26 protein-coding genes are annotated in these 24,882 nt (G+C 70.9%); 8 read left to right on the forward strand and 18 right to left on the reverse strand.

What is annotated here, in order from left to right; translation table 11 throughout:
- Positions 1 to 11: 11 nt before the first annotated feature.
- The 10 genes from recA to DEJ33_RS13090 form a co-directional block, all read right to left on the reverse strand.
- Positions 12 to 1,064 carry a recombinase RecA gene (recA, locus tag DEJ33_RS13045; RefSeq protein ID WP_110904761.1) on the reverse strand — a complete coding sequence of 351 codons (1,053 nt, stop codon included), beginning with the start codon at positions 1,062 to 1,064 and terminating at the stop codon, positions 12 to 14.
- Between the two features lie 266 nt (positions 1,065 to 1,330).
- Complete coding sequence (locus tag DEJ33_RS13050) at positions 1,331 to 1,555, reverse strand: DUF3046 domain-containing protein (protein ID WP_111078877.1); 225 nt, start codon at positions 1,553 to 1,555, stop codon at positions 1,331 to 1,333.
- A gap of 66 nt (positions 1,556 to 1,621) precedes the next feature.
- A complete protein-coding gene (locus tag DEJ33_RS13055) occupies positions 1,622 to 1,930 on the reverse strand; it encodes a helix-turn-helix domain-containing protein (RefSeq protein WP_110823882.1) in 309 nt (102 codons plus the stop codon).
- 154 nt (positions 1,931 to 2,084) lie between these two features.
- Positions 2,085 to 2,576 carry a CinA family protein gene (locus DEJ33_RS13060; protein ID WP_111195204.1) on the reverse strand — a complete coding sequence of 164 codons (492 nt, stop codon included), beginning with the start codon at positions 2,574 to 2,576 and terminating at the stop codon, positions 2,085 to 2,087.
- A 38-nt stretch (positions 2,577 to 2,614) separates the two neighbouring features.
- The gene (gene pgsA / locus DEJ33_RS13065; protein WP_111195185.1) at positions 2,615 to 3,247 is read right to left on the reverse strand and encodes a CDP-diacylglycerol--glycerol-3-phosphate 3-phosphatidyltransferase; all 633 of its coding nucleotides are present in this window, start codon (positions 3,245 to 3,247) and stop codon (positions 2,615 to 2,617) included.
- A 4-nt stretch (positions 3,248 to 3,251) separates the two neighbouring features.
- Entirely contained in the window at positions 3,252 to 6,230 is a 2,979-nt protein-coding gene (locus tag DEJ33_RS13070; RefSeq protein ID WP_111195186.1) for a DNA translocase FtsK, read from the reverse strand.
- Between the two features lie 100 nt (positions 6,231 to 6,330).
- Positions 6,331 to 8,007: a ribonuclease J gene (locus DEJ33_RS13075; RefSeq protein WP_111195187.1), complete on the reverse strand. Its 1,677-nt coding sequence runs from the start codon at positions 8,005 to 8,007 to the stop codon at positions 6,331 to 6,333.
- Positions 8,008 to 8,054: 47 nt separating this feature from the next.
- A complete protein-coding gene (gene dapA, locus DEJ33_RS13080; RefSeq protein ID WP_111078873.1) occupies positions 8,055 to 9,032 on the reverse strand; it encodes a 4-hydroxy-tetrahydrodipicolinate synthase in 978 nt (325 codons plus the stop codon).
- 104 nt (positions 9,033 to 9,136) lie between these two features.
- Positions 9,137 to 9,637 (reverse strand): dihydrofolate reductase, encoded by a 501-nt coding sequence (locus DEJ33_RS13085; RefSeq protein ID WP_111195188.1) that lies wholly within the window; start codon positions 9,635 to 9,637, stop codon positions 9,137 to 9,139.
- Positions 9,637 to 10,440, reverse strand: coding sequence for a thymidylate synthase (locus tag DEJ33_RS13090; RefSeq protein ID WP_111195189.1), 804 nt, complete (start codon positions 10,438 to 10,440; stop codon positions 9,637 to 9,639). Before DEJ33_RS13090 ends, DEJ33_RS13085 begins: the two co-directional genes overlap by 1 nt.
- A 62-nt stretch (positions 10,441 to 10,502) precedes the next feature.
- On the opposite strand from DEJ33_RS13090, the gene DEJ33_RS13095 reads away from it, so the two are divergent.
- The gene (locus DEJ33_RS13095; RefSeq protein ID WP_111195190.1) at positions 10,503 to 11,405 is read left to right on the forward strand and encodes a TIGR01777 family oxidoreductase; all 903 of its coding nucleotides are present in this window, start codon (positions 10,503 to 10,505) and stop codon (positions 11,403 to 11,405) included.
- A gap of 10 nt (positions 11,406 to 11,415) precedes the next feature.
- On the opposite strand, the gene DEJ33_RS13100 is transcribed toward DEJ33_RS13095, so the two are convergent.
- Positions 11,416 to 11,823 carry a tetratricopeptide repeat protein gene (locus tag DEJ33_RS13100; RefSeq protein ID WP_111078935.1) on the reverse strand — a complete coding sequence of 136 codons (408 nt, stop codon included), beginning with the start codon at positions 11,821 to 11,823 and terminating at the stop codon, positions 11,416 to 11,418.
- Between the two features lie 48 nt (positions 11,824 to 11,871).
- Complete coding sequence (locus tag DEJ33_RS13105; RefSeq protein WP_111195191.1) at positions 11,872 to 12,618, reverse strand: 4-hydroxy-tetrahydrodipicolinate reductase; 747 nt, start codon at positions 12,616 to 12,618, stop codon at positions 11,872 to 11,874.
- A gap of 22 nt (positions 12,619 to 12,640) precedes the next feature.
- On the opposite strand from DEJ33_RS13105, the gene DEJ33_RS13110 reads away from it, so the two are divergent.
- Positions 12,641 to 13,132 carry a GNAT family N-acetyltransferase gene (locus DEJ33_RS13110; protein WP_111078868.1) on the forward strand — a complete coding sequence of 164 codons (492 nt, stop codon included), beginning with the start codon at positions 12,641 to 12,643 and terminating at the stop codon, positions 13,130 to 13,132.
- A 70-nt stretch (positions 13,133 to 13,202) separates the two neighbouring features.
- On the opposite strand, the gene DEJ33_RS13115 is transcribed toward DEJ33_RS13110, so the two are convergent.
- Positions 13,203 to 13,805, reverse strand: a complete 603-nt coding sequence (locus DEJ33_RS13115) for a histidine phosphatase family protein (protein ID WP_111045055.1) — start codon at positions 13,803 to 13,805, stop codon at positions 13,203 to 13,205.
- Positions 13,806 to 13,813: 8 nt separating this feature from the next.
- Entirely contained in the window at positions 13,814 to 15,148 is a 1,335-nt protein-coding gene (locus DEJ33_RS13120; protein ID WP_111078934.1) for a pitrilysin family protein, read from the reverse strand.
- A 248-nt stretch (positions 15,149 to 15,396) separates the two neighbouring features.
- Between DEJ33_RS13120 and DEJ33_RS13125 the strand changes: the two genes are divergently transcribed.
- Positions 15,397 to 16,068: a TetR/AcrR family transcriptional regulator gene (locus DEJ33_RS13125; protein WP_110904773.1), complete on the forward strand. Its 672-nt coding sequence runs from the start codon at positions 15,397 to 15,399 to the stop codon at positions 16,066 to 16,068.
- Positions 16,069 to 16,125: 57 nt separating this feature from the next.
- Entirely contained in the window at positions 16,126 to 16,653 is a 528-nt protein-coding gene (locus tag DEJ33_RS13130) for a YbhB/YbcL family Raf kinase inhibitor-like protein (protein WP_111195192.1), read from the forward strand.
- A gap of 110 nt (positions 16,654 to 16,763) precedes the next feature.
- On the opposite strand, the gene DEJ33_RS13135 is transcribed toward DEJ33_RS13130, so the two are convergent.
- Positions 16,764 to 19,052, reverse strand: coding sequence for a polyribonucleotide nucleotidyltransferase (locus tag DEJ33_RS13135; protein WP_110904775.1), 2,289 nt, complete (start codon positions 19,050 to 19,052; stop codon positions 16,764 to 16,766).
- A 281-nt stretch (positions 19,053 to 19,333) separates the two neighbouring features.
- Here DEJ33_RS13135 and DEJ33_RS13140 point away from each other — a divergent pair, with 281 nt between their 5' ends.
- Positions 19,334 to 20,548 (forward strand): hypothetical protein, encoded by a 1,215-nt coding sequence (locus tag DEJ33_RS13140; protein ID WP_146242631.1) that lies wholly within the window; start codon positions 19,334 to 19,336, stop codon positions 20,546 to 20,548.
- Positions 20,549 to 20,564: 16 nt separating this feature from the next.
- Here the strand turns inward: DEJ33_RS13140 and DEJ33_RS13145 are convergent, their stop codons facing one another.
- From DEJ33_RS13145 to DEJ33_RS13155, 3 genes are all read right to left on the reverse strand, one after another.
- Entirely contained in the window at positions 20,565 to 21,197 is a 633-nt protein-coding gene (locus DEJ33_RS13145; protein ID WP_181432963.1) for a CE1759 family FMN reductase, read from the reverse strand.
- Between the two features lie 166 nt (positions 21,198 to 21,363).
- On the reverse strand, positions 21,364 to 21,633 hold the full coding sequence (gene rpsO, locus DEJ33_RS13150; protein ID WP_110904777.1) for a 30S ribosomal protein S15: 270 nt from the start codon (positions 21,631 to 21,633) through the stop codon (positions 21,364 to 21,366).
- A 146-nt stretch (positions 21,634 to 21,779) separates the two neighbouring features.
- Entirely contained in the window at positions 21,780 to 22,232 is a 453-nt protein-coding gene (locus DEJ33_RS13155; RefSeq protein ID WP_111195194.1) for a VanZ family protein, read from the reverse strand.
- A gap of 120 nt (positions 22,233 to 22,352) precedes the next feature.
- Between DEJ33_RS13155 and DEJ33_RS13160 the strand changes: the two genes are divergently transcribed.
- The 3 genes from DEJ33_RS13160 to DEJ33_RS13170 all read left to right on the forward strand — a co-directional run bounded on the left by DEJ33_RS13160 (position 22,353) and on the right by DEJ33_RS13170 (position 24,843).
- Entirely contained in the window at positions 22,353 to 23,375 is a 1,023-nt protein-coding gene (locus DEJ33_RS13160) for a glycoside hydrolase family 6 protein (protein WP_111195195.1), read from the forward strand.
- A gap of 67 nt (positions 23,376 to 23,442) precedes the next feature.
- Positions 23,443 to 24,495, forward strand: coding sequence for a M4 family metallopeptidase (locus DEJ33_RS13165; protein ID WP_111195196.1), 1,053 nt, complete (start codon positions 23,443 to 23,445; stop codon positions 24,493 to 24,495).
- Positions 24,496 to 24,558: 63 nt separating this feature from the next.
- Entirely contained in the window at positions 24,559 to 24,843 is a 285-nt protein-coding gene (locus DEJ33_RS13170; RefSeq protein WP_111195197.1) for a protealysin inhibitor emfourin, read from the forward strand.
- Positions 24,844 to 24,882: the final 39 nt, after the last annotated feature.

Consider the following 24,882-nt stretch of genomic DNA (forward strand, 5'->3'; position numbering starts at 1 on the left):
CTGTCCGGCCGTCACGCGCCCTTCGCGACCTTCGGCGCGATCGACTCGACCGGTGCCGCTTCCTTGGCCCCACCGACACCGAGCTTGGCGAGGATCTTGCCCTCGATCTCGGCCGCGATCTCGGGGTTCTGGATCAGGAAGGCACGGGAGTTCTCCTTGCCCTGCCCGAGCTGGTCACCGTCGTACGTGTACCAGGCACCGGACTTCTTGACGATGTTGTGGTCGACACCGAAATCGAGCAGCGAGCCTTCGCGCGAGATGCCGACGCCGTACAGGATGTCGAATTCGGCCTGCTTGAAGGGCGGCGCCATCTTGTTCTTGACGACCTTGACGCGGGTGCGGTTGCCGACTGCTTCGGTACCGGTCTTCAACGTCTCGATGCGGCGGATGTCGAGGCGGACGGAGGCGTAGAACTTCAGCGCCTTACCGCCGGACGTGGTCTCCGGCGAACCGAAGAACACGCCGATCTTCTCGCGCAGCTGGTTGATGAAGATCATCGTGGTCTGCGTCTGGTTCAGACCACCGGCCAGCTTGCGCAGGGCCTGCGACATGAGGCGCGCCTGCAGACCGACGTGCGAGTCACCCATCTCACCCTCGATCTCGGCGCGCGGCACGAGGGCTGCGACGGAGTCGATGACGATGAGGTCGATGGAGCCCGAACGGACGAGCATGTCGGCGATCTCGAGGGCCTGCTCAGCCGTGTCGGGCTGCGACACCAGGAGCGCGTCGATGTCCACACCGAGCTTCTTGGCGTACTCCGGGTCGAGCGCGTGCTCGGCGTCGATGAACGCCGCGATGCCGCCGTTCCGCTGGGCGTTGGCGATGGCGTGGATCGTCAGCGTCGTCTTGCCGGAGGACTCCGGACCGTAGATCTCGATGATGCGGCCACGGGGAAGTCCACCGATGCCGAGCGCGACGTCCAGCGCGACGGAGCCGGTGGGGATGACGGCGACCGGAGCGCGCTCGTCGGTCCCGAGGCGCATCACGGCACCCTTGCCGAACTGACGGTCGATCTGGGCGAGTGCGGTCTCGAGGGCCTTCTCGCGGTCTACTGCTGATGGCATGGGATGCTCCTTCGTGCTGGTGACGGCCGCCTGTAGGCTGTCGCGTCCGGACCGGCCGATGGTGCAAGGCCACTCGTTCTGCGACAAGGCTTCGGACGTGTTCCGATGTCCATGAACCTACGGCCGCCCACCGACATCACTGCCGGGGCGAGCATGGGTTGTGGATGGAGCATCCGGTCAACGTCGCTGTGCAGGAACGTAGCACCGACCGAACACGTGTTCGAGCGACACGCCGAACACACGTTCGTACCGCGCGCTGGAGTCCGTCAGCCCCGCGGCTCCTGCAGTCCTCGCCCGTGCCGACGCTCCTCGGGGACGTCCTGCGAGTCGCACAGCGCTTCCCAGACCGTCCGGGCGTCGATCCCGGCATCGAGCGCGTCAGCCGCCGAGCGCCCCCCGAGTTGCTCGAGCACGACGTCCCGCGCGACGACCGCCCCGTACGCATCCCCGAACACCTGGTCGACGGCTCGCCAGAACTCACTCACGCGCATCGGACCACCTTAACAACGGCGAACGCCCCCGCCGGCGGACCGGCGAGGGCGTTCGTGCGGTGGGCGTCAGCGCACCGCGAGGTCGTTGTCGAACTCGGCGACGAGTTCATCGGGAAGCGTGTCCGGCACCCGGGTGAGTCCTTCGACCACCGCGAGGCGGTCGCCCACTTCGCGCATGATCGTCGAGATGGGAGTGTCGAGAGCATCCGCAACCGAAGCGAGGATCTCCGAGCTGGCCTCTTTCTGACCACGCTCGACCTCGCTGAGGTACCCGAGGGCAACGCTGGCCTTGGACGCGACCTGACGGAGGGTCCGGCCCTTCTGCAAGCGGAAGTCCCGCAGCACATCGCCGATTTCCTGACGAACGAGAACCATGAGAACTCCTCCTTCCTGTCATCTCCGCGCCCGCTCGGTCGGGATGACCGAGCTCGGGTCCAGCAACCGTGACGTTGCCGGTTGCAGCATGGTAGCCAGTACGGCTGCCGTCCTGCTGGAGATTGCGTGAGATGTAACCTGACGGTCACGCCACCTATTCCACGCCCCGGACTCTGGATCCCAGTCGTGCCAGGAGTTCGGAGACGACGGCCCGTCGGATTGCCCCGCGCTCCCCGTCCAGGTGCAGTTCGACCGCTTCCGCACCGGAACCGCCCGCGATGCCGATGAACACGGTACCGACCGGCTTGCCGTCCTGAGGGTCCGGGCCGGCGACACCCGTCGTGCTGATCCCCCAGGTGGCGGGGACACCGTCGACCGCCAGCGCGATCCGGACACCGGCGGCCATCTGGCGCGCGACCTCCGCGTCGACCGCACCGCGCTCGGCGAGCAGGTCGGCGTCGACGCCGAGCACCGTGGCCTTCACCGGGGTCGCGTAGGCCACGACTCCCCCACGCACGACGGCACTGGCCCCCGGGACGCCGACGAGTTCCGCGACCACGAGCCCGCCGGTCAGCGACTCCGCCACCGCGACCGTCTCGCCACGGGCGGTGAGCTCCGCGACGAGCGCCCGGGCGACATCAGCCACGTCGGTGCCGTCTGCGGGGCCTCCGTCGACCGGGAGGCTCACGCTGCGGTCCGGTTGTGCTTCCAGGCCTGCACGAGGTAGTCCACCCCGCTGGCGACCGTCGCGACGAACGCCGCGGTCATGAGGATGCCGTTCACCCAGTGCGCGAGGTCGCCGACGAGGTCCCACCACGGGAACAGCGCGAGCGTGATCGCGACGGCCTGCAGCACGGTCTTGATCTTCCCGCCGCGGCTGGCCGGGATCACCCGGTCGGACAGCACCGCGAAGCGGAAGACGGTGATCCCGATCTCCCGGACCATGATCAGCACGGTCACGTACCAGGGCAGCTCGCCGAGGATCGACAGGGCGACGAGCGCGCCGCCGATCAGGACCTTGTCGGCGATCGGGTCGACGAGCTTGCCGAAGTCGGTGACCAGGTTCTGCCGGCGGGCGATGATGCCGTCGGCGCTGTCCGTGACGATCGCCACGACGAAGAGCACGGCGGCCCAGATGCGGACCGGTCCGTCGGAGCCGGCGTCGGCGAGGAGCAGGACGAAGAACAGGGGCGCCATGAGGATGCGCACCACGGTGATGATGTTGGCGACGTTCGCGGTGGACGCGGGGCCCGGACCCTTGCGCAGGATCCGGCCACGCCACGGGAACCGGTTCGTCGTGCCGTCGGAGGCGGTCATGGTCTCACTCCCTGCCCGTCAGGCCCCAGGCGTCCTCGTCGGTGTCGCCTTCCTCTTCATCGTACCCGCGCGTCATGCCGGCGACCGGGTCGTTGCCGTACCGGTCGTCTGACTCGACGGCCGCACCGGCGGGGGCAGACGGAGCGCCGGTCGGCGCAGCGGGGGGTTCTTCGCCCCGGAGCTTCGCGAGCACCGAGGGCAGCTGGTCCCCGGTGACGAGGACGTCGCGCGCCTTCGACCCCTCGGACGGTCCGACGATGTCGCGGGACTCCATCAGGTCCATGAGGCGCCCGGCCTTCGCGAAGCCGACGCGGAGCTTGCGCTGCAGCATCGACGTCGAGCCGAACTGCGTCGAGACGACCTGCTCGACCGCCGCGAGCAGCAGTTCGAGGTCGTCGCCGATGTCAGCGTCGATCTCCTTGCGCTCGACCACGGCAGCGACGTCCTGGCGGTACTCGGGCTGAGCCTGCCGGGTGACGTGCTGGACGACCTCGGCGACCTCGCCCTCCTGCACCCAGGCGCCCTGCACGCGGACGGCCTTCGACGACCCCATCGGCAGGAAGAGCCCGTCGCCCTGCCCGATGAGCTTGTCGGCCCCCGGCTGGTCGAGGATGACGCGGGAGTCGGTGACGCTGGTCACGGCGAACGCGATCCGGGAGGGCACGTTCGCCTTGATGAGCCCGGTGATGACGTCGACCGACGGGCGCTGCGTGGCGAGCACCAGGTGGATGCCGGCGGCACGGGCGAGCTGGGTGATGCGGACGATGGACTCCTCGACGTCGCGCGGGGCGACGAGCATGAGGTCCGCGAGCTCGTCGACGACGACGAGCAGGTACGGGTACGGCTTGAGCTTCCGCTCACTGCCGGCCGGCAGCACGATCTCCTCGTTCTGGACGGCCTTGTTGAAGTCGTCGACGTGGCGGAACCCGAAGGACGCCAGGTCGTCGTACCGCATGTCCATCTCCTTCACGACCCACTGCAGCGCTTCGGCCGCCTTCTTCGGGTTCGTGATGATCGGGGTGATCAGGTGCGGGACCCCCGCGTAGATGGACAGCTCGACGCGCTTCGGGTCGACGAGGACCATCCGCACCTCGGACGGCTTCGCGCGCATGAGCAGCGAGGTGATCATCGAGTTGATGAACACCGACTTGCCGGATCCGGTGGAGCCCGCGACCAACAGGTGCGGCATCTTCGCCAGGTTCGCGACGACGAAGCCGCCCTCGACGTCCTTGCCGACGCCGATGGTCATCGGGTGCTTCGACTTGGTGGCGGCACTCGAGCGCAGCACGTCACCGAGGGACACGATCTCGCGGTCGCTGTTCGGGATCTCGACACCGATCGCGCTCTTGCCGGGGATCGGCGAGAGGATGCGGACCTCGTTCGAGGCCACCGCGTACGACAGGTTCTTCGACAGCGCGGTGACGCGCTCGACCTTCACGCCCGGGCCGAGCTCGATCTCGTAGCGCGTGACCGTCGGTCCGCGCGAGAACCCGGTGACCTTCGCATCGACCTTGAACTCGGTGAGGACACCCGTGATGGCCGCCACGATCTCGTCGTTCGCCTGGCTGCGGGCGACCGACGGCGTGCCGGCGCTCAGCGTGGTCGCGGCCGGCAGGCGGTACGGCTGCGCCGGGTCCTCGGCACCGGCGACGGGCGGCAGTCCCTCGGGCTCGTCCTCGACACCGACCTCGCCGAGGTCGGACTCGCCGGACACCACGGGCACGGAGACGACGGGCACCGGTGCGACGGCGGGTGCGGCCACGGCTGCGCCGCCGGACGGGAGGCCCGTGGCCACGGCCGCCGCGACGTCACGGTCCGGACGGAACGCCTCGGTCGGCGCGGCGGGCGCTGGTGAGCCGAAGTCGCGGAGCGCCTGCTCGGCCCGGTCGAGGTCGTCGGCGACGTCCTGCTCGATCGAGTCGTTGAGGTTGACCGACTCGGGCTCGGCCGGGGTCAGGTCGCGCAGGGCGGCGGCACCGGCGGCACGGGAGCGGGACCCGGCTGCGGGGGCACCGGCCGGCGGGATGACCGGGCTGTCGTACGCCGGGTCCTCTTCACGCCCGGACTTGTTGCGCCGCCACCAGGGCAGGTGCTCGTCGGCACCCGGCTCGACGGGGGCGCCGCCCTCGTCGAACCCGAGGTCCTCGAACAGCGGGAAGTCCTGCGACTGCCCCTTCGCGCCGCGCTTCCGGTTCGGCTTCGTCGCGACGGCAGCCGCGTCGACGTCGTCCTCGGCGGTCTCGGCTGCGGGGCCGGGCGCGCCGAACAGGTACGCGTAGAGCTCGTGCAGACGGCGACCGAGCTTGTTCGGCGGCGTCTTGGTGATGATGAAGAGGGACAGTGCGAGCAGCACGATCGCGACGGGCACGGCCACCCAGGCCGTGGCGACCGCGACGAGCCATCCGATGACGACCCAGCCGAGCACGCCGCCGGCGGCAGCGAGGGCGGGCATGCCGTCCACCGCGCTCGGTCGGCCACCGAAGACGTGGCAGAGGGATGCGATCGAGACGAGCAGCAGCCCGAGGCCGATGCCGATCCGGGTGTTGTCGTGCACGGACGCCGGGTGTCGGAAGAGCCAGCCGGCGAAGACGACCATGATCACCGGGAGTGCGAACGCCAGTCGGCCGAACAGCCCGCCGAACGTGTACGCGTCCAGTGCGATGGAGACCGCGTTGGTCGGGTTGAGCCACTCCACCACGGCACCGGCGATCGCCAGGACGAACAGCAGGAACGGGAACCCGTCGCGGCGCTGGTCCTTCTCGAGCGACTCCTTGCCGAGCAACCGGAAGCCGGCACCGACGCCGTGCGCCATGCCCAGCCACGCGGTCACGAGCGGGTTCTGCTCGCGGAACACCGGCGTCGGTGCCGCCTGCGGCAGTTTCTTCGTCGTGGCCTGGGTGCGCGACGTCCCGCGCGGCCCGCCTCCACGGGTCGACGATGACGACGCGCGCGTGCGCGTGGTCGACTTGGTGCCTCCGGCCATGGGGTCGACCCTAACGCCAGCCGACGACGATGGACGCAAGGCCCGCCGCAGCGTCCGTGGCGGACGTGACGGCGGGCCTCCAGGACGCCAGCGACGGCGCCTACGCCTCGATGACCACCGGCACGATCATCGGACGACGTCGGTGCTTCGTGTTCACCCAGCGGCCGACGGTGCGGCGGACGACCTGGCTGAACGCGTGGGTGTCCCGGGTGCCGTTGGCGGCGGCCTCGGCCAGGGCCTTCGCGATCTGGGGGCGGACCTCGTCGAAAACGGAGTCGTCCTCGGCGAACCCGCGCGACTGGATCTCCGGGCCGATCACGCACTGGCCCGTCGTGAAGTCGACCGCGCAGAAGACGGTGATGAAGCCCTCCTCGGCCAGGACGCGGCGGTCCTTGAGGTCGGCGTCCGTGATCTCGCCGACCGTGGAGCCGTCGACGTAGACGTACGCGATGTCGAGCTGGCCGGCGACCGTGACCTGGCCGTCCTTGAGGTCGACGACCGTACCGTCCTCGCCCAGGATCACGTTGCGCGGCGGGACACCCGTCTGGATCGCCAGGTCGGCGTTCGCGAACAGGTGGCGGTGCTCGCCGTGCACGGGCATCACGTTGCGCGGACGCAGGATGTTGTAGCAGTAGAGCAGCTCGCCCGCGGAGGCATGGCCGGAGACGTGCACCTTGGCGTTGCCCTTGTGCACGACCTTGGCGCCGAGCTTCGTCAGCCCGTCGATGACCCGGTAGACGGCGTTCTCGTTGCCCGGGATGAGCGACGAGGCGAGGATGACGGTGTCGCCCTCGCCGATCTCGATCTGGTGCTCGAGGTTCGCCATCCGCGCCAGGACCGCCATCGGCTCGCCCTGGGACCCGGTCGACATGTAGACGATCTGGTCGTCGGGGACGTTCTTCGCCTTCTTGGTGTCGATGAGCACGTTCTCCGGCACCCGGAGGTACCCGAGCTCGGCGGCGATCGTCATGTTGCGGATCATCGACCGGCCCATGAACGCGACCTTGCGGTTCGCGGCAGCGGCGGCGTCGAGCACCTGCTGAACCCGGTGCACGTGCGACGAGAAGCTCGCGACGACGACCTTCTTGCGGGCACGCGTGATGATGTTCTCGAGCACCGGGCCGATGTCGCGCTCGGGGGCGGTGAAGCCCGGCACGTCGGCGTTCGTCGAGTCCGGCAGGAACAGGTCCACGCCGGCCTCACCCAGACGGGCGAAGGCACGGAGGTCGGTGATCCGGTCGTCCAGCGGCAGCTGGTCCATCTTGAAGTCGCCCGTGTGCAGCACGCGGCCGGCCGGCGTGGTGATGGCGACGGCGAGGGCGTCCGGGATCGAGTGGTTCACCGCGACGAACTCGAGGTGGAACGGACCGATCTGCTCGGTCTGGTCCTCGGCCACGTTCAGCGTGTACGGCTTGATCCGGTGTTCCTTGAGCTTCGCCTCGACGAGCGCGAGGGTCAGCGTGGAACCGATCAGCGGGATGTCGCCGCGGAGCTTCAGCAGGTACGGGACGGCGCCGATGTGGTCCTCGTGACCGTGCGTGAGCACGACACCGAGGACGTCGTCGAGGCGGTCTCGGATCGGCGCGAAGTCCGGCAGGATCAGGTCGACTCCGGGCTGGTGCTCCTCGGGGAAGAGCACGCCGGCGTCGACGATGAGGATCTTGCCCTCGAACTCGTAGACGGTCATGTTGCGACCGATCTCGCCGAGTCCCCCGACGGGGATGACTCGGAGGGTTCCGGGTTCGAGCGGCTGGGGAGTCGAGATCTGTGTGGGCATTCGGTCCTACGGATTCGGGCGGCGGGCCGTGAGCACGCCGCGGTTCGTCAACGGGTGGTGCCTGGCACCTTCGGTAGCGCGCCGCCGGCCGCTGCGTTGCGGTCGGGGCGGAAGTTGGAGAAGTCGGCGCCCGGGACGTCGTGGACTGCTTCGAGCGAGGTCTCGATGGCGTACGCCTCGGAGTCCTCGGGGCCGACGAGGGGCAGCCGGACGCGCGGGCTGCCGATGCGGCCGAGTCCGTGCAGCACGTACTTCGCCGCCACGGTGCCGGGCACGTGGGTCATGATCGCGCGGACGAGCGGCTCGAGGCGCTTGTGCTCGGCCGTCGCGGTCGCCAGGTCGCCGCGGTTCACGGCGTCGACGATGGTGCGGTACGGCGTGCTCGTGATGTTCGCGGTGACGCCGATGAGTCCGGTGGCGCCGATCGACAGGTGCGGGAGCACGTTCGTGTCGTCGCCGGAGAAGTACATGAGGTCGGTGTTGTTGAGGACCCGGGACACCTCGGCGAAGTCGCCCTTGGCGTCCTTCACCGCGAGGATGTTCGGGTGCTTCGACGCCCGGAGGATCGTGTCGTACGTGATCGGGATGCCGGTGCGGCCAGGGATGTCGTACAGGATGACCGGCAGGTCGGTCGCGTCGGCGATCATCCGGAAGTGCGTGAGGACACCGGCCTGGGTCGGCTTGTTGTAGTACGGCGTGACGATCATGACGCCGTCGGCGCCGGCACGCTCGCTCTGCTTGTACAGGTGGATCGCGTGGGCGGTCTCGTTCGAGCCACCGCCGGTGATGATCTTCGCGCGGCCCGCGGCGACGGACTTGCCGACCTCGACCAGGCGGAGCTTCTCCGGGTCGGTGAGGGTGGACGTCTCCCCGGTGGTGCCGGTGACGACGATGCCGTCGGCGCCCGCGGTGATGCAGTCGTCGATGTGCTGCTCGACGCCCGGCCAGTCCACTTCGCCGTCGGCGGTGAACGGGGTCACGAGCGCGACGAGGACCTGGCCGAAGGGATTCTCACGCGTGGACACGGGGTCCAGCGTACCGGGGATGCGCGCGGGCACCGCCGTCCGCCCGGACGGTGGGCCGCCGGGAGGCTCGGATCACCTCCGGCGGGCGGTGCGGGAGCGTGGGTTCAGGCGCCGCGCCGCCACTCGAGGAAGCGGTAGCGGGTGCCGTCGACGCGGGACTCCTGCCACGGTCCCTCGTCGACGAGGGTCCAGTCGTCGCCGAGGGTCGGCGCGACCGTGTCCCCGTCGACCTCGACGTCGACGACGGTCTCGGAGACGCGGTCGGCGAAGGCCACGGCGTCGGCGTAGACCGCACCGCCACCGATCACCCAGACGGGCTCGTCGGTGTCGAGTGCGGTCGCGAGGTCGTGGACGACCTCGGCACCGGCCGCGGACCAGGTGTCGTCACGGGTCAGCACCACGTTCCGCCGGCCCGGCAGCGGCCGGAACCGTTCGGGCAGCGAGTCCCACGTGCGACGGCCCATCACCACGACGCCGTCACCCGTGACCTGCCGGAAGTGCGCGAGGTCCTCGGGCACGTGCCAGGGGATGCTCCCGTCCGCACCGATCACTCCCGATGCCGTGCGGGCCCACACCATGCCGACACCGGTGCCGAGGGACTCCATCAGACCGCGACCTTGCCCGAGATCGCCGGGTGGTGCTCGTAGCCGACGACGGTGATGTCCTCGTACTCGTAGTCGTCGATCGAGTCGCGCGGGGCGAGCTCGAGCGTCGGCAGCGCGAACGCCGTGCGGGACAGCTGCTCCTGCACCTGCTCGACGTGGTTGTCGTAGACGTGGCAGTCGCCGCCGGTCCAGATGAAGTCGCCGGCCTCGAGCCCGGTCTGCGCCGCGACCATGTGGGTGAGCAGCGCGTACGAGGCGATGTTGAACGGGACGCCGAGGAACATGTCCGCGCTCCGCTGGTACAGCTGGCACGACAGTTTGCCGTCGTTGACGTAGAACTGGAAGAAGGCATGACAGGGGGCGAGCGCCATGCTCGGGATGTCCGCCACGTTCCAGGCAGACACGATGAGCCGGCGGGAGTCCGGGTTCGTCCGGATCTGCTCGATCACCTGGGCGATCTGGTCGACGTGCTCGCCGGACGGGGTCGGCCAGGAACGCCACTGCACGCCGTAGACCGGCCCGAGGTCGCCGTCCTCGCCCGCCCACTCGTTCCAGATCCGCACGCCGTGCTCCTGCAGCCACCCCACGTTCGAGTCGCCGCGGAGGAACCAGAGCAGCTCGTACGCGATCGACTTCATGTGCACGCGCTTCGTCGTGATGAGCGGGAAGCCCTGTGACAGGTCGTAGCGCAGCTGGGCGCCGAACAGACTGCGGGTCCCGGTGCCGGTCCGGTCGCCCTTGGGCGAACCCTCCTCGAGCACTCGGCGCAGCAGGTCTTCGTACGGCGTGGGGTTCTCGGTCACGACGTCGAGCCTAAGCGACACCGTGCCGGGCCCACGGTCAGCTGACTGGGTACCGTGGCGGCATGACGCAACAGCCGCTCTCGATCCTGGTCGCCGGCGCATCCGGCTTCATCGGGACGCCCCTGGTCCGTGCCTTCCGTGACGCCGGCCACCACGTCTCGACGCTGGTCCGGAGGGAACCGCGCACCCCGACCGAGTTCCGCTGGTCGCCCGGCGAACGGCCGCTCGACCCGGCGGTCGTGGACGGTGCCGACGTCGTCGTCAACCTCGCCGGCGCGAGCCTCGGCAAGCTCCCGTGGACGGCCTCGTACCGTCGTGCGATCCGGGCCTCCCGGATCGACTCGACGACGACGCTCGTCGAGGCGATGCGTGCCGCGGACACCCCGCCGAAGGTCTTCCTTTCCGGCTCCGCGTCCGGCGTGTACGGCGACCGTCCCGTCGACGTGCTCGGTGACGACGCGGCGGTCGGCACCGGGTTCCTCGCCGACGTGTGTCGTGCATGGGAGGCCGCGGCGGAGCGGGCACCCGAGGGCGTCCGCGTCGTCCTGCTCCGCACCGGCATCGTCGTCGGCCAGGGCGGTGGCGCCCTCGCGCCGCTGGTCCCCCTGACGAAGGTCGGCGTCGGCAGTCGGCTCGGCACCGGCGGGCAGTACTGGCCGTGGATCGCGCTCGAGGACGAGGTCGGCGCGATCGTGCACCTCGCCACCGCCGACGACGTCTCCGGCCCGGTGAACCTCGCCGGTCCCGAGCCCGCCGTGGCCGAACGGATCACCAGGCGCGTCGCCGAGGACCTGCACCGCCCCTACCTGTTCCGCGTGCCGGCGTTCGCGCTCCGCGCGGTCCTCAAGGACGCGGCCGACGAGATGCTCCTGTCGAACCAGCGGATGGAACCGACGAAGCTGCTCGAGTCCGGCTACGCGTTCCGGTACACCCGGGCCGAGGACGCGGTCGACGCCGCGTTCTGAGCGACGACCGTCAGCGTGCGTGCGTGAGCGCCGTCCGCATCGCGGCCCGGGCCCGCTTCCGGTCGCCGGCCGCGTCGTAGACCACACCGAGGCGGTACCAGGCGCGCCAGTCGTCCGGTGCCGCCTCGACCGCGGCGCGGTAGCGCGGGAACACCGCGTCCGCAGCCGACCGGGTGGGCCGTCCCGAGGGCCGCACGTCGACGACGTCGTCCGGGGCACCACCCTCACGCTCGAGCCGGGCCCCGAGCCGGGTGATGCCCAGCCCGAAGCGGAGTTCCAGCACGAGGAGCAGCGCACCGACCAGGGCGATGACGACGAGGGCGACGCCGATGCCGATCCCGACCGGGATCCCCGTCGACAGGAACGCGACCGCACGCTGCCCGACGAGCACGATGTACACGACGAGCAGGACGGTCATCAGCAGCACGCCCCAGAGCGGTGACCGGAGGCCTCGCACGGCCGCCCCCTACCCGATGCCGAGGACGGAGCCGAGCCCGACCGTCAGCCCGCGCATCGACCCGACCGCCTGCAGCGCCGCACGGATGCCGGGCAGGTAGGCGGTGTCGTCGCCCGTGTCGTGGCGGATGGTCAGGGTCTCGCCGGGGCCGCTCAGCACGACGTCCTGCACGGCCTTCACGCCGGGGAGCCGCAGCGAGTGGATCGGGACGCTCGCGACCTGCTGTCCGCGAGCGCGCTGGTCGACGTGCGGGGCATCCACCGGGCCGACGTCACGTCGGGCGTCGGCGATGAGCTCGGCGGTGCGCACCGCGGTGCCGGACGGGGAGTCGATCTTGCCGGCGTGGTGGCTCTCGACGATCTCGACCGAGGGGAACCACGGCGCCGCGATCGTGGCCAGGTGGGTGCCGACCACGGAGCCGACCGAGAAGTTCGGGACGACGAAGGCGCCCTGATCAGGCCGCTCCGCCAGCGAAGCGCGGAGCTTCCCGAGCCGCTCCCCCGACCAGCCGGAGGTGCCGACCAGGACGTTCGCGCCGGTGCCCAGGGCGTTCTCGACGATCGCCGGGCTGAGCGCGGGGACGGTGACGTCGACGACGATCCGCGCCCCGGCGAACACCGAGCCGTCGGCCTCGTGCGCGCGGTCCCGCGACGACAGTCGGGCGACGAGTTCGAAGTCGGGCAGTTCCTCGACGACGGCGGCCACGAGGGCGCCGAGCCGACCGGGGGCGCCGACGACGGCGACGGGAGTGACCATGCCCCCATCCTAGGATCGGGGCATGCCCGAGGATCGCAGCCAGGTCACCGTCCGCACCGTCCCCGCCGACGCCCCGGAGGTCGACGTCCTGCTCGACCGGTACCTCGACGAGCGTGCGGCGACCTTCCCGAGCGCGCAGGGCTCGTACACGCGGAAGCGCACACCGACCGTCGAGCTCACACCCCCGAACGGCACCTTCGTGGTCGCGTACGACGGTGACACGGCAGTCGGCTGTGGCGGGCTCCGCCGCATCGCGGACGACGGCGACGAGGTCCGGTTCGAGGTCAAGCACGTCTTCGTCCTGCCCGAGGGCCGTGGGCACGGTGTCGCGACCGCCGTGATGGACGTCCTCGAGCAGGCCGCGGCCGCGTTCGGCGCGACGAGCATCGTCCTCGACACGAACGACGCGCTGGTCGCCGCCGGTGCGATGTACCGCAGCCGTGGCTACGACCGCGTGCCGGCCTTCAACGACAACCCCAACGCGACCGCCTGGTACCGCAAGCCGGTCCGCTGACGCACCACGGGCCTCCCGGGAGGCACGGTGCCGGTCCGCGGCGCGGGTCGCGACGACGGACGGGCTCCGTCTAGAGAGGCTGCGGCACCGGCAGGCCGGTGCGGAGTTCGACGGGCAGGTGCGCCAGGTCGTTCAGTGTGACGAGCTCGGCGGGCTTCGCCGACCGGATCCGGATGATCGTCAGCGAGCTGTGGGCGACGTTCGTGCCCATCCAGCGCCACTCGGGGGCCTGGAAGACCTCGCGCACGAACCAGCCGATGACGGCGTTGTGGGTGATGAGGAGGTCGTGCCGGTCCTCCATCGCGGGCGTGAACCACTCCGCGACGGCGTCCTCCATCTGTGCCTGCCCGGCAGCGATCTCCTCTTCCGTGACGCCGCCGTACCAGCCCTTGTAGGCGTGCGGCATGTCGGGCGTCGGGCCGGAGGGGATGCAGTCGAACAGCAGCGTGGACGGCTCGGGCTGGATCGCGGGGAGGCGCTGCTGCAGGAACGACGCGGTCTCGCTCGGGGCGTCGAGCGGGGAGTGCCAGACGCCGTCGAAGGGCACACCGCCCAGTCGGTCGGCGATGAGCATGGCCTGCCGCTTGCCGCGTTCCGAGAGCTTGCCGTCGCGCAGACCGTGCTCGGCGTCCTGGTGTTCGCCGTGCCGGACGAGGTAGAGGTAGTGCGACATCGTGGAAGTCAACCGTCGATCCCGAGCGCCGCTGCCAGGCGCTCGCGCTGGACGTCCCCGACCACGGCCGTCACGGTCGGTCGGGTGAGGAGGTCGCGGGAGAGGTCGAGGACGTCCGCGGCGGTCACGCGGTCCACACGCTCGAGGGCGGTGGCGAGGTCGGTGAACTCCCCCGTGCCGAGCTCCGCCCGGCCGAGGCGGGTCATCCGGGCGTCGGAGTCCTCGAGCGAGAGCGTCAGCGCACCCTCGATCTGGCCCTTGGCACGGCGGAGCTCCTCGTCCGTGATGCCGTCGTCGGCCATCCGGCGGAACTCACCGTCGATGATGTCGATGACACCGGCGACGTTGTCGGGCGCGCACCCCGCGTAGACGCCGAAGGCGCCGTTGTCGAGGTACGCCGGAGCGAAGGACGACACCGCGTACGCCAGACCGCGGCGCTCGCGCACCTCTTGGAAGAGCCGGGAGCTCATGCCGCCACCGAGCACGGCGTTGAGCACGCTCAGCACCGGCCGACGGTCGTCTCGCAGGTCGAGCCCCTGCGAGCCACGGAGCATGCTGACCTGCTCGGTCGGGCGGTGCACGACCCGGAGCGAGGACTCCACGGGGTCGGCGGCGGGCTGCGCTTCGCGTCGGGCGAGCGGGCCGGCCGCGGTCGCGTCGGAGAAGACGGCTTCGACCAGGGCGCAGAAGTGGTCGTGGTCGACGGCACCAGCTGCGGTGACGACGATGCCGTTCGGCTCGTAGTGCTCGGCGTAGTGCGCCATCACCTCGTCACGCTGGACCTCACGGATGCTCTCCGGGGTGCCACCGATCGGGCGTCCCAGGGCATGCCCGTCGAAGGTGGCGGCGAAGAAGGCCTCGCCCGCGACGTCGGCCGGGTCGTCCGCGGCCATCGCGAGTTCTTCGAGGATGACCCCGCGCTCGATGTCGAACGCCGAGGACTCGAGGGTGGAGTTCGACACCATGTCGCCGATGACCCCCACGGCCATCGGGACGTCCGTGTCCCGCACCCGTGCGTAGTAGCAGGTGTACTCCTTGGCGGTCGCGGCGTTGTGCTCGCCACCGACGGAGTCGAACGCGACGGCGATGTCCAGCGCGCTGCGCTCGGTCGTGCCCTTGAAGAGCAGGTGTTCGAGGAAGTGCGTCGAACCGAACTGGCCGGCCCGTTCGTCCCGGGAGCCGACACCGACCCAGTACCCGATGCTCGTGGAGTGGACGGACGGGACGGATTCGGTGAGCACACGGACGCCCGAGGCGAGAACGGTGCGCCGGACGAGGGCTCCACCGGACGTCACGAAGGACGTTTCCGGAGCCTCGAGCGGCAGCGGCACTGGGCGGTTCATCGTCATGACTCTACTGAAGAGCGGACACCCGTCGCCCAGTTTGACGGCCCGGTGGGGCACGGCGCACCCGATGGGGGACAAAAAATGTGGACAGACCGACTCGTCTGTCTGTCCTCCTTGTGCTACTGTGGTGTCACCGGATCGAGAGCCCCCCTAGATCTCGATCCGGTGGCTCGGGACATCAGTCCTGCGCGGCAACGAGTCCCCCCACTCCGCCGCGGAGCCGATGACCCAAGGAGAGCCACGCTGTGACGGTCGATTCCCCCCAACCGACCGTCCAGCGTCTCCTGGGTCAGCGTCTGCAAGGACCGGCCCTGAGCACACAGAACCTTCCGTCGCCGGACGGGTCGAGCGTCCCCCCGGCTCCCCGTTCCGGCGGCGCGAAGGTCCGCATCCTCGAGACGGCCCTCCGACTGTTCTACGAAGAGGGCATCCGCGGCGTCGGCGTCGACCGGCTCATCTCCGAGGCGAGCGTGACGAAGGCGACGTTCTACAAGCACTACGGCTCGAAGGACAACCTGATCCTCGCCTACATGCACGAGCAGCACGCCCGCGAGCAGGCCGTGATGGACCGCATCGTCGCCGGTGCGGACGCGCCGGAGTCGGCCGTCCGCGCCTGGGTCGACGCCCTCGCGACCGAGGTCAACCAGGCCGAGTTCCGTGGCTGCGCGTTCCTCAACGCCGCTGCGGAGTACCACGACCCCCGCGACCCGGTCCGGCAGGTCGTCGCCATGCACCGCGACTGGTACACGGAGCGACTGGGTGACCTGTTGCAGGACGCCGGTCACCCGCTTCCCGGCGACGGCGCCGACGAACTCATGCTCGCGCGCGACGGCGCGATGAGCGGTGCCTACGCCGGGGACGCGATCGCCGCGACGGCCGCCCTCGGTCGGGTGGCGGAACGCGTGCTCGCCGCCTGAGCAGTCCGACCGGACGTTCCCCGGTTCCGTCGGGTCAGCGGGTGTTGGCTTGCGAGCATGACCAACGACCCCAACTGGAACCTGCCGGACGTCCCCACCTTCGAACTGACAAGCCCCGAGTTCACCGACGGCGGCGCCCTGCCGCAAGAGGCCCGTGGCGGCGACGCCGGCGGTGCCGACCGCTCCCCCGAGCTGGCATGGTCCGGCGCACCGGAGGGCACCCGGAGCTTCGTCCTCACCGTGTACGACCCGGACGCACCGACCGGCTCCGGCTTCTGGCACTGGTCCCTGTCGGACATCCCCGCCTCGGTCACCTCGCTTCCGCAGGGCGCCGGCACCGATGACGCACTGCTGCCCGAGGGTGCCACCCGTCGCCGGAACGAGTTCGGTACGGACACCTTCCTCGGTGCCGCTCCGCCCGCTGGCCACGGCCCGCACCGCTACTTCTTCACGCTGAGCGCGCTCGACGTCCCGACGCTCGAGGTGCCCGCCGAGGCGACCCCCGCCGTCGTCGGCTTCATGCTCCGCGAACACCTGCTCGGCCGCGCGCAGCTCGTGGGCATCCAGGAGACCCCGGCGTCCTGACCCGAGCGGGTCCGGTCCGGTCGGCACTGCCGGGAGGCCCGCCCCACCACACGACAACGGCCGCCGTCCAGCAGGACGGCGGCCGTTGTGGCGCTCGAGCTGATCAGGGATCAGCCTTCGGCGGGGACCTCGGTGTGGGTGCCGTGGTCGTCGCGACCCTCGGTGTCGACCTCGTCGGCCACGACCGGGGCGAGCGAGAGCTTGCCGCGGTCGTCCACCTTGGTGACCTCGACCAGGATCTTCTGGCCGACGCCCAGGACGTCCTCGACGTTCTCGACGCGCTTGCCACCGGCGAGCTTGCGGACCTCGGAGACGTGCAGCAGACCGTCGCGGCCCGGCATCAGCGACACGAAGGCACCGAACGTCGCGATCTTGACGACCGTGCCGAGGAACTGGTCCCCGATCTCCGGGTTCGTCGGGTTCGCGATCGCGTTGACCTGCGCACGCGCGGCCTCGGCGGACGGACCGTCGACGGCACCGATGTACACCGTGCCGTCGTCCTCGATCGAGATGTCGGCGCCCGTGGTGTCCTGGATGCCGTTGATCGTCTTGCCCTTCGGGCCGATCAGCTCGCCGATCTTGTCGACCGGGATGTTGACCGAGATCACGCGCGGGGCGGTGTCGGCCATCTCGTCCGGGCCGTCGATGGCCTCGTTGAGCACACCGAGGATGGCCGAACGGGCCTCCTTGGCCTGCTTCAGCGCGGCGTCGAGCACCGACGACGGGATGCCGTCGAGCTTGGTGTCGAGCTGGATGGCGGTGACGAACTCAGAGGTACCGGCGACCTTGAAGTCCATGTCACCGAGTGCGTCCTCGGCACCGAGGATGTCGGTCAGCGCCGCGTAGCGGGTCTGGCCGTCGACGGTGTCGGAGACCAGGCCCATCGCGATGCCCGCGACCGGGGCCTTGAGGGGCACACCGGCGTTGAGCAGCGACAGGGTCGAGGCGCAGACGGATCCCATCGAGGTGGAACCGTTGGAGCTGAGCGCCTCGGAGACCTGACGGATCGCGTAGGGGAACTCCTCGCGCGACGGCAGCACCGGCACGAGGGCGCGCTCGGCGAGGAAGCCGTGCCCGATCTCGCGACGCTTCGGCGAACCGACACGGCCGGTCTCACCGGTCGAGTACGGCGGGAAGTTGTAGTGGTGCAGGTAACGCTTCTTCGTGATGGGCGACAGCGAGTCGATCTGCTGCTCCATCTTGAGCATGTTCAGCGTGGTGACGCCGAGGATCTGCGTCTCGCCGCGCTGGAACACCGCGGAGCCGTGGACGCGCGGGATCACGGCGACCTCGGCGTCGAGCGGACGGATGTCGGCGAGCCCACGACCGTCCATGCGGACCTGCTCGGTCAGGATGCGGCCGCGGACGACCTTCTTCGTGACCGACTTGTACGCGGCGCTGACCTGGCTGTTCGCGACCTCGGGCAGCGTGCCCGCGGAGACCTGCTCGGCGATGGCGGCCTTGACACGCGACTTGAGCGCGTCGTCGGCATCCTGCCGCTCGGTCTTGCCGGCGATCTTGTAGACGTCACCGAGCTCGGAGAGCGCGAGGGACTCGACGGCCGCGTAGACCTCGTCGGCGTACGGCGGGAAGACCGGGTAGTCCTGGATCTCCTTGGCCGACTGCGCGGCGAGCTTCGCCTGCGCCTCGACGAGGGCCTTGAGGAACGGCTTGGCCGCTTCGAGGCCCTGCGCGACGACGGACTCGTCGGGCTTGGTGGCGCCGCCCTGGATGAGGTCCCAGCTGTGCTCGGTGGCCTCGGCCTCGACCATCATGATCGCGACGTCTTCGTTGCCGGCTTCGTCGGTGACGACGCGGCCCGCGACGGTGAGGTCGAAGACGGCCTCGGCCAGCTGCGAGGCCTTCGGGAACGCGACCCACTGGTCGGTGCCGTTCGCGCCCGGGATCAGTGCGAGACGCACACCGGCGATCGGGCCGGAGAACGGCAGACCGGAGATCTGCGTCGACGCGGACGCGGCGTTGATGGCCAGTGCGTCGTAGAACTCGTCCGGGGCGATGCTCAGGACGGTGATGACGATCTGGACCTCGTTGCGGAGGCCGTCGACGAACGACGGGCGCAGCGGCCGGTCGATGAGGCGGCAGACGAGGATCGCCTCGGTGCTGGGGCGGCCTTCGCGGCGGAAGAACGAGCCGGGGATCTTGCCGGCTGCGTACGAGCGCTCTTCGACGTCGACCGTCAGCGGGAAGAAGTCGAAGCCCTCACGCGGGTGCTTGCCGGCGCTGGTGGCCGAGAGCAGCATGGTCTCTTCGTCGAGGTACGCGGCGACGGCACCCTGTGCCTGCTGCGCGAGACGACCGGTCTCGAACCGGACCGTCCTGGTGCCGAAGCGACCGTTGTCGATGGTCGCTTCCGCGAACTTGATCTCGGGACCCTCCATAGAGGATGCCTCCTTGCGTGTGTGGTGCAGCAGACCAGGCCTCGGGCACACTCGTGCACGTGCGCTCCACGACGCGGAACGCATGTCTGGCCAGCAGTAGAAGCACACGGGACGACAACCGGCCCGGACGCCACCACCGATGACCAGCTTCGTGCCGGTCTGCGTGCGATGTCGTGATTCGTCTCGGGGAACGGTCCCCAGACCAGCCGACCTTAGCATTCCGGGATGGACGAGCGGCGGTGCTCCAGGCGAACGGGCGTGTCCTCACCTAGCCTGCAGGGATGCGTCGGAACCCTGCCCTCGTCCGTCGGCCACACGGGCGGCACGTCCTCCTCGCCGTGACCGTGCTCGTGGGGGCCCTGGTCGTCCCGGTGGTCGCTTCCGCACCGGCGTCCGCCACCGACTACCCGACGTGGCAGGACGTGCAGCGCGCGGAGGGGAACGAGCAGGCCAAGCAGGCCGAGGTCACGAAGGTCCGGGCAGCCCTGGAGTCGGTGCAGGCAGAGGCGGCCGCGAAGTCGCAGGTCGCCCTCGACCGGTCCGCGGAGGCGACGCAGGCCGAGGCGGACCTGGCCGAGGCCACCCGGACGGCCACGAGCCTCCAGGCCCATGCCCACCAGGCCGCAGCGACCGCCGAGCGCGCGCAGACACGGGCGGGACGGCTGGCCGCGGACCTGTACCGCGACGGCTCGACCGACCAGATGACCACCCGGATCGCGACGGCGGGGAACCCGGACGCCCTGCTCTACCAGCTGGGCGCGCTCGACCAGCTGTCCACGACCTGGGCCGGCGTGCTGGACGACGCCGCCGTCTCGGCGAAGACGGCGTCCTCGCTGCACGACCAGGCCGCCCGGGCCGAGGACGAGCGCGCCTCGCTCGCCGCGGACGCCGAGGTGAAGGCCGCGACGGCGAAGGCGGCGCAGCAGCGCGCGGACGCGGCGGTCGCGTCGACCGAGTCGCACAGTGACGAGCTCTACGCGCAGCTCGCGACACTCCGGGACTCGACGGCTGAGACGCAGCGTCGCTACGAGGTCGGACAGGCGGTCGCCGCACAGGCGGCAGCACAGGCCGCGGCAGCGAGGGCCGCCGCCCGGGCAGCAGCGGCAGCCGCGGCGGCACCCACCTCGACCGGGGGCTCGGCATCGGCCGGCAACGCCTACCCGAGCACCGAGGGGGTCACGGTCGACCCGGCCGGCGCGCAGGCCTACGCGCGGAGCGTGCTCGGCAGCTACGGCTGGGGCGACGACCAGTTCGGCTGCCTGGTGTCACTGTGGACGCAGGAGTCCGGCTGGCGCGCGAACGCCCTGAACTCGTCGAGTGGTGCCTACGGGATCCCGCAGGCCCTCCCCGCGTCGAAGCTCGCCGCCGCCGGTGCGGACTGGCGGACGAACGCGCAGACGCAGGTCAACTGGGGCCTCGCGTACATCAAGAGCAGCTACGGCACGCCGTGCGGTGCCTGGGGCCACGAGATGAGCGTCGACCCGCACTGGTACTGACCCCGACGCAGAGCAGCTACTGCTGGCGCTGCATCCCGCCGAGCAGCGACGCGAAGTCCACGACCTCGGGCAGGGCGTCCGCCTGCTGCGGCTGACGACGGGAGGCCCGCATCATCCACGCCAGGTCGGCTCCGGCCCGGCGGATGCGCGCGTCGAGCGTGCCCGCGTCGTCGCTCCCCCAGTCGTCCGTCGCCGCGAAGACCCCGGTGGGGACGACCGCGGCGCGGAGGTAGGCGAAGACCGGGCGGATGCCGTGTTCGAGGGCGAGCGAGTGCCGTGCGGTGCCGCCGGTGGCCCCGAGCAGCACCGGCATGTCGGCGAGGGCGTCCTTGTCGAGGACGTCGAGGAAGGACTTCGCCAGGCCGCTCATGCCGGCGGTGAAGACCGGGGTGACGAAGACGACCGCATCCGCCTCGACGACCGTCGCCATCGCGGTGGTCAGGGCCGGGGCGGCGAAGCGCGTGAGCATGGCGTCGGTGATCTCGTGCGCGAGCGGACGGAGGTCGACGTTCCGCAGCTCGACCGGGTCGCCGGTGGAGCGGCCGGCGGTCGACAGCGCGCCGACGGTCGCGGCGCCGAGGCGGTCGGCGAGCAGGCGGGTCGAGCTGGGCTCGGAGAGACCGGCGGAGACGACGGCGATGGTGGTCATGGTGATTCCCGACTTTCGATGCGTTTGCATGAACCATAGCAGGAACCCGAGGAGGCCGACGTGCATTCCCGTGGCCGCACGCGGAACGACAGAAGCCCCGTCCCTCACGGAGAGGAACGGGGCTTCCGATCAGCAGGGCTGCACGACGGCAGCGCTCCTGGTACGACTAGCGGCGCAGGCCGAGACGCTCGATGAGCGTGCGGTAGCGGGCGATGTCGACGTCGGAGAGGTACCCGAGGAGACGGCGGCGCTGACCGACCATGAGGAGCAGGCCACGACGCGAGTGGTGGTCGTGCTTGTGCTCCTTGAGGTGCTCGTTCAGGTCGTTGATACGACGCGTCAGAACGGCGACCTGGACCTCGGGGGATCCGGTGTCGCCCGGGTGGGTCGCGTACTCTTCGATGATCTCCTGCTTGATCTTGGCGTCAAGTGCCATGGAGGATCCCCTTTCCTGCTCTGCGTGAGAGCTCTGTCCGTTGCGCGGTGCCCACACCTGATGCGTGAGCGCTCTTGATCCGCGGCCGTTCGACGGCAACCGCACGAGCATACCAGAGCAGGAACGCGTCGACGGGACCCGGCCGCTCAGACGGTCCGCGCCCGGAGGGGCCGGCGGCGCCGACGACGTTCCGGGAGCAGACTCCGCACGAACCCGACGAGCGTCGCCCCGAGCAGGCCGCCCATGCCGTTCGACAGGACGTCGCGGGGATCGGCCACGCGGTACGGCAGGTACTCGGCCTGCGCGAACTCGATCCCGACCGACAGCCCGACGGCGACCAGCGCGCCGAGGATCCACCAGCGACGGGGCAGCCACAGCGCGGCGATGAGCCCGACCGGCACGAACATCGCGACGTTCGCCAGGAACTCGGTGCGGTCGTACGTGAACCAGGCACCGTGCGGCAGGTGCTGCACCCAGGCGACGGCGTGCAGGACGAGGGAGTTCTCGGCCGAGGTGAACACGTGCGGGGTCAGCGTCATCCGCCAGATCACCCAGGCGTAGCCGCCCGTCAGGGCCAGGAGGAGGAGTTTCCGCAACATCCGGTCAGTCTGGGGCACGACTGCTGGGCAGCACCCTGGCATCGCATGACGATGGGATGGGAACATGACGGCAGCAGCGGATGCGGGTCGGGGGCGACGCGCGACAGGGAGGAACGGCCGATGCCGAGACCGCAACGGACCTCGTCCACGCGCCAGTGGGTCTGGATCGGGGCCGTCGGCGCGCTCGTCGTCGCCGTCGTCGTGGCGGTGAGCGTGGTGCTGCCGCATGCCGGAGACCGTCCGGTCGCGCACCGCCGGAGCGTCGCCGAGGCGTGGCCCGGCGGCCTCGCCCGCCAGCCCTCGACCGCGAACCAGGCGCGCTGGCACGAGACGGCCGCGCGGAAGGCGGGTCGGGCCTCCACCGCGGACCGTCTCGCCGTGATCGCCGACCAGCCGATCGCCACCTGGCTGACGAACTCGTCCGTCCCCGAGACGGTCGCGACCGTGCGGAGCGTCCTGGCGGCGGCGCGTGAGCAGCGGAAGACCCCGGTCTTCGTGCTCTACGCCATCCCCGACCGCGACTGCGGGCACTGGTCGCGGGGCGGTACCGCGGAGGACGCCTACCTGCCGTGGGTCCGTGCCGTCGTCCGGGCACTCGCGGGCTCGCACGCGGTCGTCTTGGTCGAACCGGACTCGATCGCGCAGATCGCGGTCTGCGAGCGGCTGCGGGACACGCGACTGCCGCTCCTCCGCAAGGCGGTGACGGCGCTCACCGGCCACGGGTTGACGGTGTACCTGGACGGCGGCAACGAGAACCGGGTGCCGGTCGCGACGATGGCCGACTGGCTGCGGCGCGCGGGCGTCGACCGTGTGCAGGGCTTCGCGACGAACGTGTCGAACTTCTACCGGGTCGACCAGGAGCGCGCCTACGCCGACGAACTCGCCGACGCGATCGGCGGGGACCCGCACTTCGTCATCGACGTCTCACGGAACGGCCGGGGTTGGCGGGGCGACTGGTGCAACCCCGAGGGCGCCGGCCTCGGGCAGCTCCCCCACGTCACGCTCGGCACGACCAGGCTCGACGCGCTGCTCTGGGTGAAGACACCCGGTCTGAGCGACGGCAGCTGCAACGGCGGACCGGCCGCGGGGCAGTGGTGGGAGTCCTACGCGCTCGCCCTGGTCGCGAACCGCAAGCGCGGCTGACGCGCGGACGACGGCCGGGAGGCCCGCCACCGGCCCGGCTGTCGGCCGCCGGTGGTTGCATGTCGCCATGACCAGCCGCCACCTGCGTTCCGTCGTCCCGCCGTACCTCCTGCGCGCCGTCGCGGCCGCACCGGCGGACCGCTTCCCACGCGCCGCCTCGGCGGCACGGACCGCGCTCGCCTCGATGGACCGCGTCCAGGAGCCGAAGCAGGTCACCGGCCTCCGCCCGCCCCGGACCGCCGGCACGCCCGACGCCTCGCCGCAGCGGACGATCTCCACCGCCGCCGGCACGACCACCCTGCCGGGCACGGTCGTCCGACGCGAGGGCGACGACGACACCGGGGACGCCGCCACCGACGAGGCGTACGCGGGGCTCGGTGCGACGCACGCGTTCTGGCTCGACGTCTTCGGACGGGTCTCCATCGACGGTGCCGGGCTGCCCCTCGAGGCCACCGTGCACTACGGCCAGGAGTACGACAACGCCTACTGGGACGGGCAGCGGATGGTCTTCGGGGACGGGGACGGCGAGGTCTTCCGACGCTTCACCGTCGCGGTCGACGTGATCGGCCACGAGCTCGCCCACGGTGTCACGCAGTACACCGCCGACCTGGTCTACCAGGGGCAGTCCGGGGCGCTCAACGAGTCGATGAGCGACGTCTTCGGCTCCCTCGTCGCCCAGTACGCGGCCGGGCAGACCGCCGAGCAGGCGACCTGGTTGATCGGGGAGGGGCTCTTCACCGACGCCGTGCACGGGGTCGCGCTGCGCTCGATGCGTGCGCCGGGGACCGCCTACGACGACCCGGTGCTCGGCGGGGACCCGCAGCCGGCGACCATGGCCGACTACGTCGAGACCACCGAGGACCAGGGTGGCGTGCACCTGAACTCCGGCATCCCGAACCACGCGTTCTTCCTCGCCGCGACCACGATCGGCGGCCCGGCCTGGGTCGGCGCCGGGCAGGTGTGGTGGGACGCCCTGACGTCGGCCGAGGTGTCGGCGTCCATCGACTTCGCCGGGTTCGCGGCCGTCACGGTGCGGGCGGCGGTGACCCGCTTCGGGGCGGACTCGCGCGAACACGCCGCGGTCACCGACGCCTGGCGCTCGGTGGGCGTCCTGTCCTGACGCGGGGCGGCACGCGCTGCGGCGGGGTGCGGGGGCGGGCACGGAGGGCGTACGTTGCGGGGCATGCAGATCGTCGTGCGCCGCAGCGGAGGGTTCGCCGGCATGCCCCGGGCCTGGCGGCTCGACACCGACGACCGGCCGGACGCCGATCGGTGGGCCGAGCTCGTCGGCGCGCTCCCCCGCGACCAGGTACCGGCGACGGACCCGGCTGCGGGCGACGCGGTCCGGGACGACTTCGTCTGGACGGTCACCGTCGCCCGGACCACGGTCACCATCCCGGGTCGTCGACTGGACGGGCCCTGGGCGACGCTCGTGGCGCAGGTGCGGGACCAGGGCGAGCCGGCCTGACGGACGCGGGCCGGGCCTCCCGGCCATGCCGCCCGTCCT

This window comes from Curtobacterium sp. MCPF17_047, from assembly GCF_003234045.1.
Taxonomy (GTDB): Bacteria; Actinomycetota; Actinomycetes; order Actinomycetales; family Microbacteriaceae; genus Curtobacterium.

Excerpts from the sequence above, each read along its gene's own strand:
- DEJ33_RS13120 (WP_111078934.1), bottom strand. The coding sequence starts at position 15,148 with ATGAACCGCCCAGTGCCGCTGCCGCTCGAGGCTCCGGAAACGTCCTTC.
- pgsA (WP_111195185.1), bottom strand. The coding sequence starts at position 3,247 with ATGACCGCCTCCGACGGCACGACGAACCGGTTCCCGTGGCGTGGCCGG.
- DEJ33_RS13130 (WP_111195192.1), top strand. The coding sequence starts at position 16,126 with ATGACCAACGACCCCAACTGGAACCTGCCGGACGTCCCCACCTTCGAA.
- DEJ33_RS13070 (WP_111195186.1), bottom strand. The coding sequence starts at position 6,230 with ATGGCCGGAGGCACCAAGTCGACCACGCGCACGCGCGCGTCGTCATCG.
- DEJ33_RS13160 (WP_111195195.1), top strand. The coding sequence starts at position 22,353 with ATGCCGAGACCGCAACGGACCTCGTCCACGCGCCAGTGGGTCTGGATC.
- DEJ33_RS13155 (WP_111195194.1), bottom strand. The coding sequence starts at position 22,232 with ATGTTGCGGAAACTCCTCCTCCTGGCCCTGACGGGCGGCTACGCCTGG.
- DEJ33_RS13165 (WP_111195196.1), top strand. The coding sequence starts at position 23,443 with ATGACCAGCCGCCACCTGCGTTCCGTCGTCCCGCCGTACCTCCTGCGC.
- rpsO (WP_110904777.1), bottom strand. The coding sequence starts at position 21,633 with ATGGCACTTGACGCCAAGATCAAGCAGGAGATCATCGAAGAGTACGCG.
- DEJ33_RS13170 (WP_111195197.1), top strand. The coding sequence starts at position 24,559 with ATGCAGATCGTCGTGCGCCGCAGCGGAGGGTTCGCCGGCATGCCCCGG.
- DEJ33_RS13075 (WP_111195187.1), bottom strand. The coding sequence starts at position 8,007 with ATGCCCACACAGATCTCGACTCCCCAGCCGCTCGAACCCGGAACCCTC.
- DEJ33_RS13050 (WP_111078877.1), bottom strand. The coding sequence starts at position 1,555 with ATGCGCGTGAGTGAGTTCTGGCGAGCCGTCGACCAGGTGTTCGGGGAT.
- recA (WP_110904761.1), bottom strand. The coding sequence starts at position 1,064 with ATGCCATCAGCAGTAGACCGCGAGAAGGCCCTCGAGACCGCACTCGCC.
- DEJ33_RS13135 (WP_110904775.1), bottom strand. The coding sequence starts at position 19,052 with ATGGAGGGTCCCGAGATCAAGTTCGCGGAAGCGACCATCGACAACGGT.
- DEJ33_RS13110 (WP_111078868.1), top strand. The coding sequence starts at position 12,641 with ATGCCCGAGGATCGCAGCCAGGTCACCGTCCGCACCGTCCCCGCCGAC.
- DEJ33_RS13115 (WP_111045055.1), bottom strand. The coding sequence starts at position 13,805 with ATGTCGCACTACCTCTACCTCGTCCGGCACGGCGAACACCAGGACGCC.
- DEJ33_RS13105 (WP_111195191.1), bottom strand. The coding sequence starts at position 12,618 with ATGGTCACTCCCGTCGCCGTCGTCGGCGCCCCCGGTCGGCTCGGCGCC.
- DEJ33_RS13095 (WP_111195190.1), top strand. The coding sequence starts at position 10,503 with ATGACGCAACAGCCGCTCTCGATCCTGGTCGCCGGCGCATCCGGCTTC.
- DEJ33_RS13100 (WP_111078935.1), bottom strand. The coding sequence starts at position 11,823 with ATGACCGTCCTGCTCGTCGTGTACATCGTGCTCGTCGGGCAGCGTGCG.
- DEJ33_RS13085 (WP_111195188.1), bottom strand. The coding sequence starts at position 9,637 with ATGGAGTCCCTCGGCACCGGTGTCGGCATGGTGTGGGCCCGCACGGCA.
- DEJ33_RS13140 (WP_146242631.1), top strand. The coding sequence starts at position 19,334 with ATGCGTCGGAACCCTGCCCTCGTCCGTCGGCCACACGGGCGGCACGTC.
- DEJ33_RS13145 (WP_181432963.1), bottom strand. The coding sequence starts at position 21,197 with ATGACCACCATCGCCGTCGTCTCCGCCGGTCTCTCCGAGCCCAGCTCG.
- DEJ33_RS13055 (WP_110823882.1), bottom strand. The coding sequence starts at position 1,930 with ATGGTTCTCGTTCGTCAGGAAATCGGCGATGTGCTGCGGGACTTCCGC.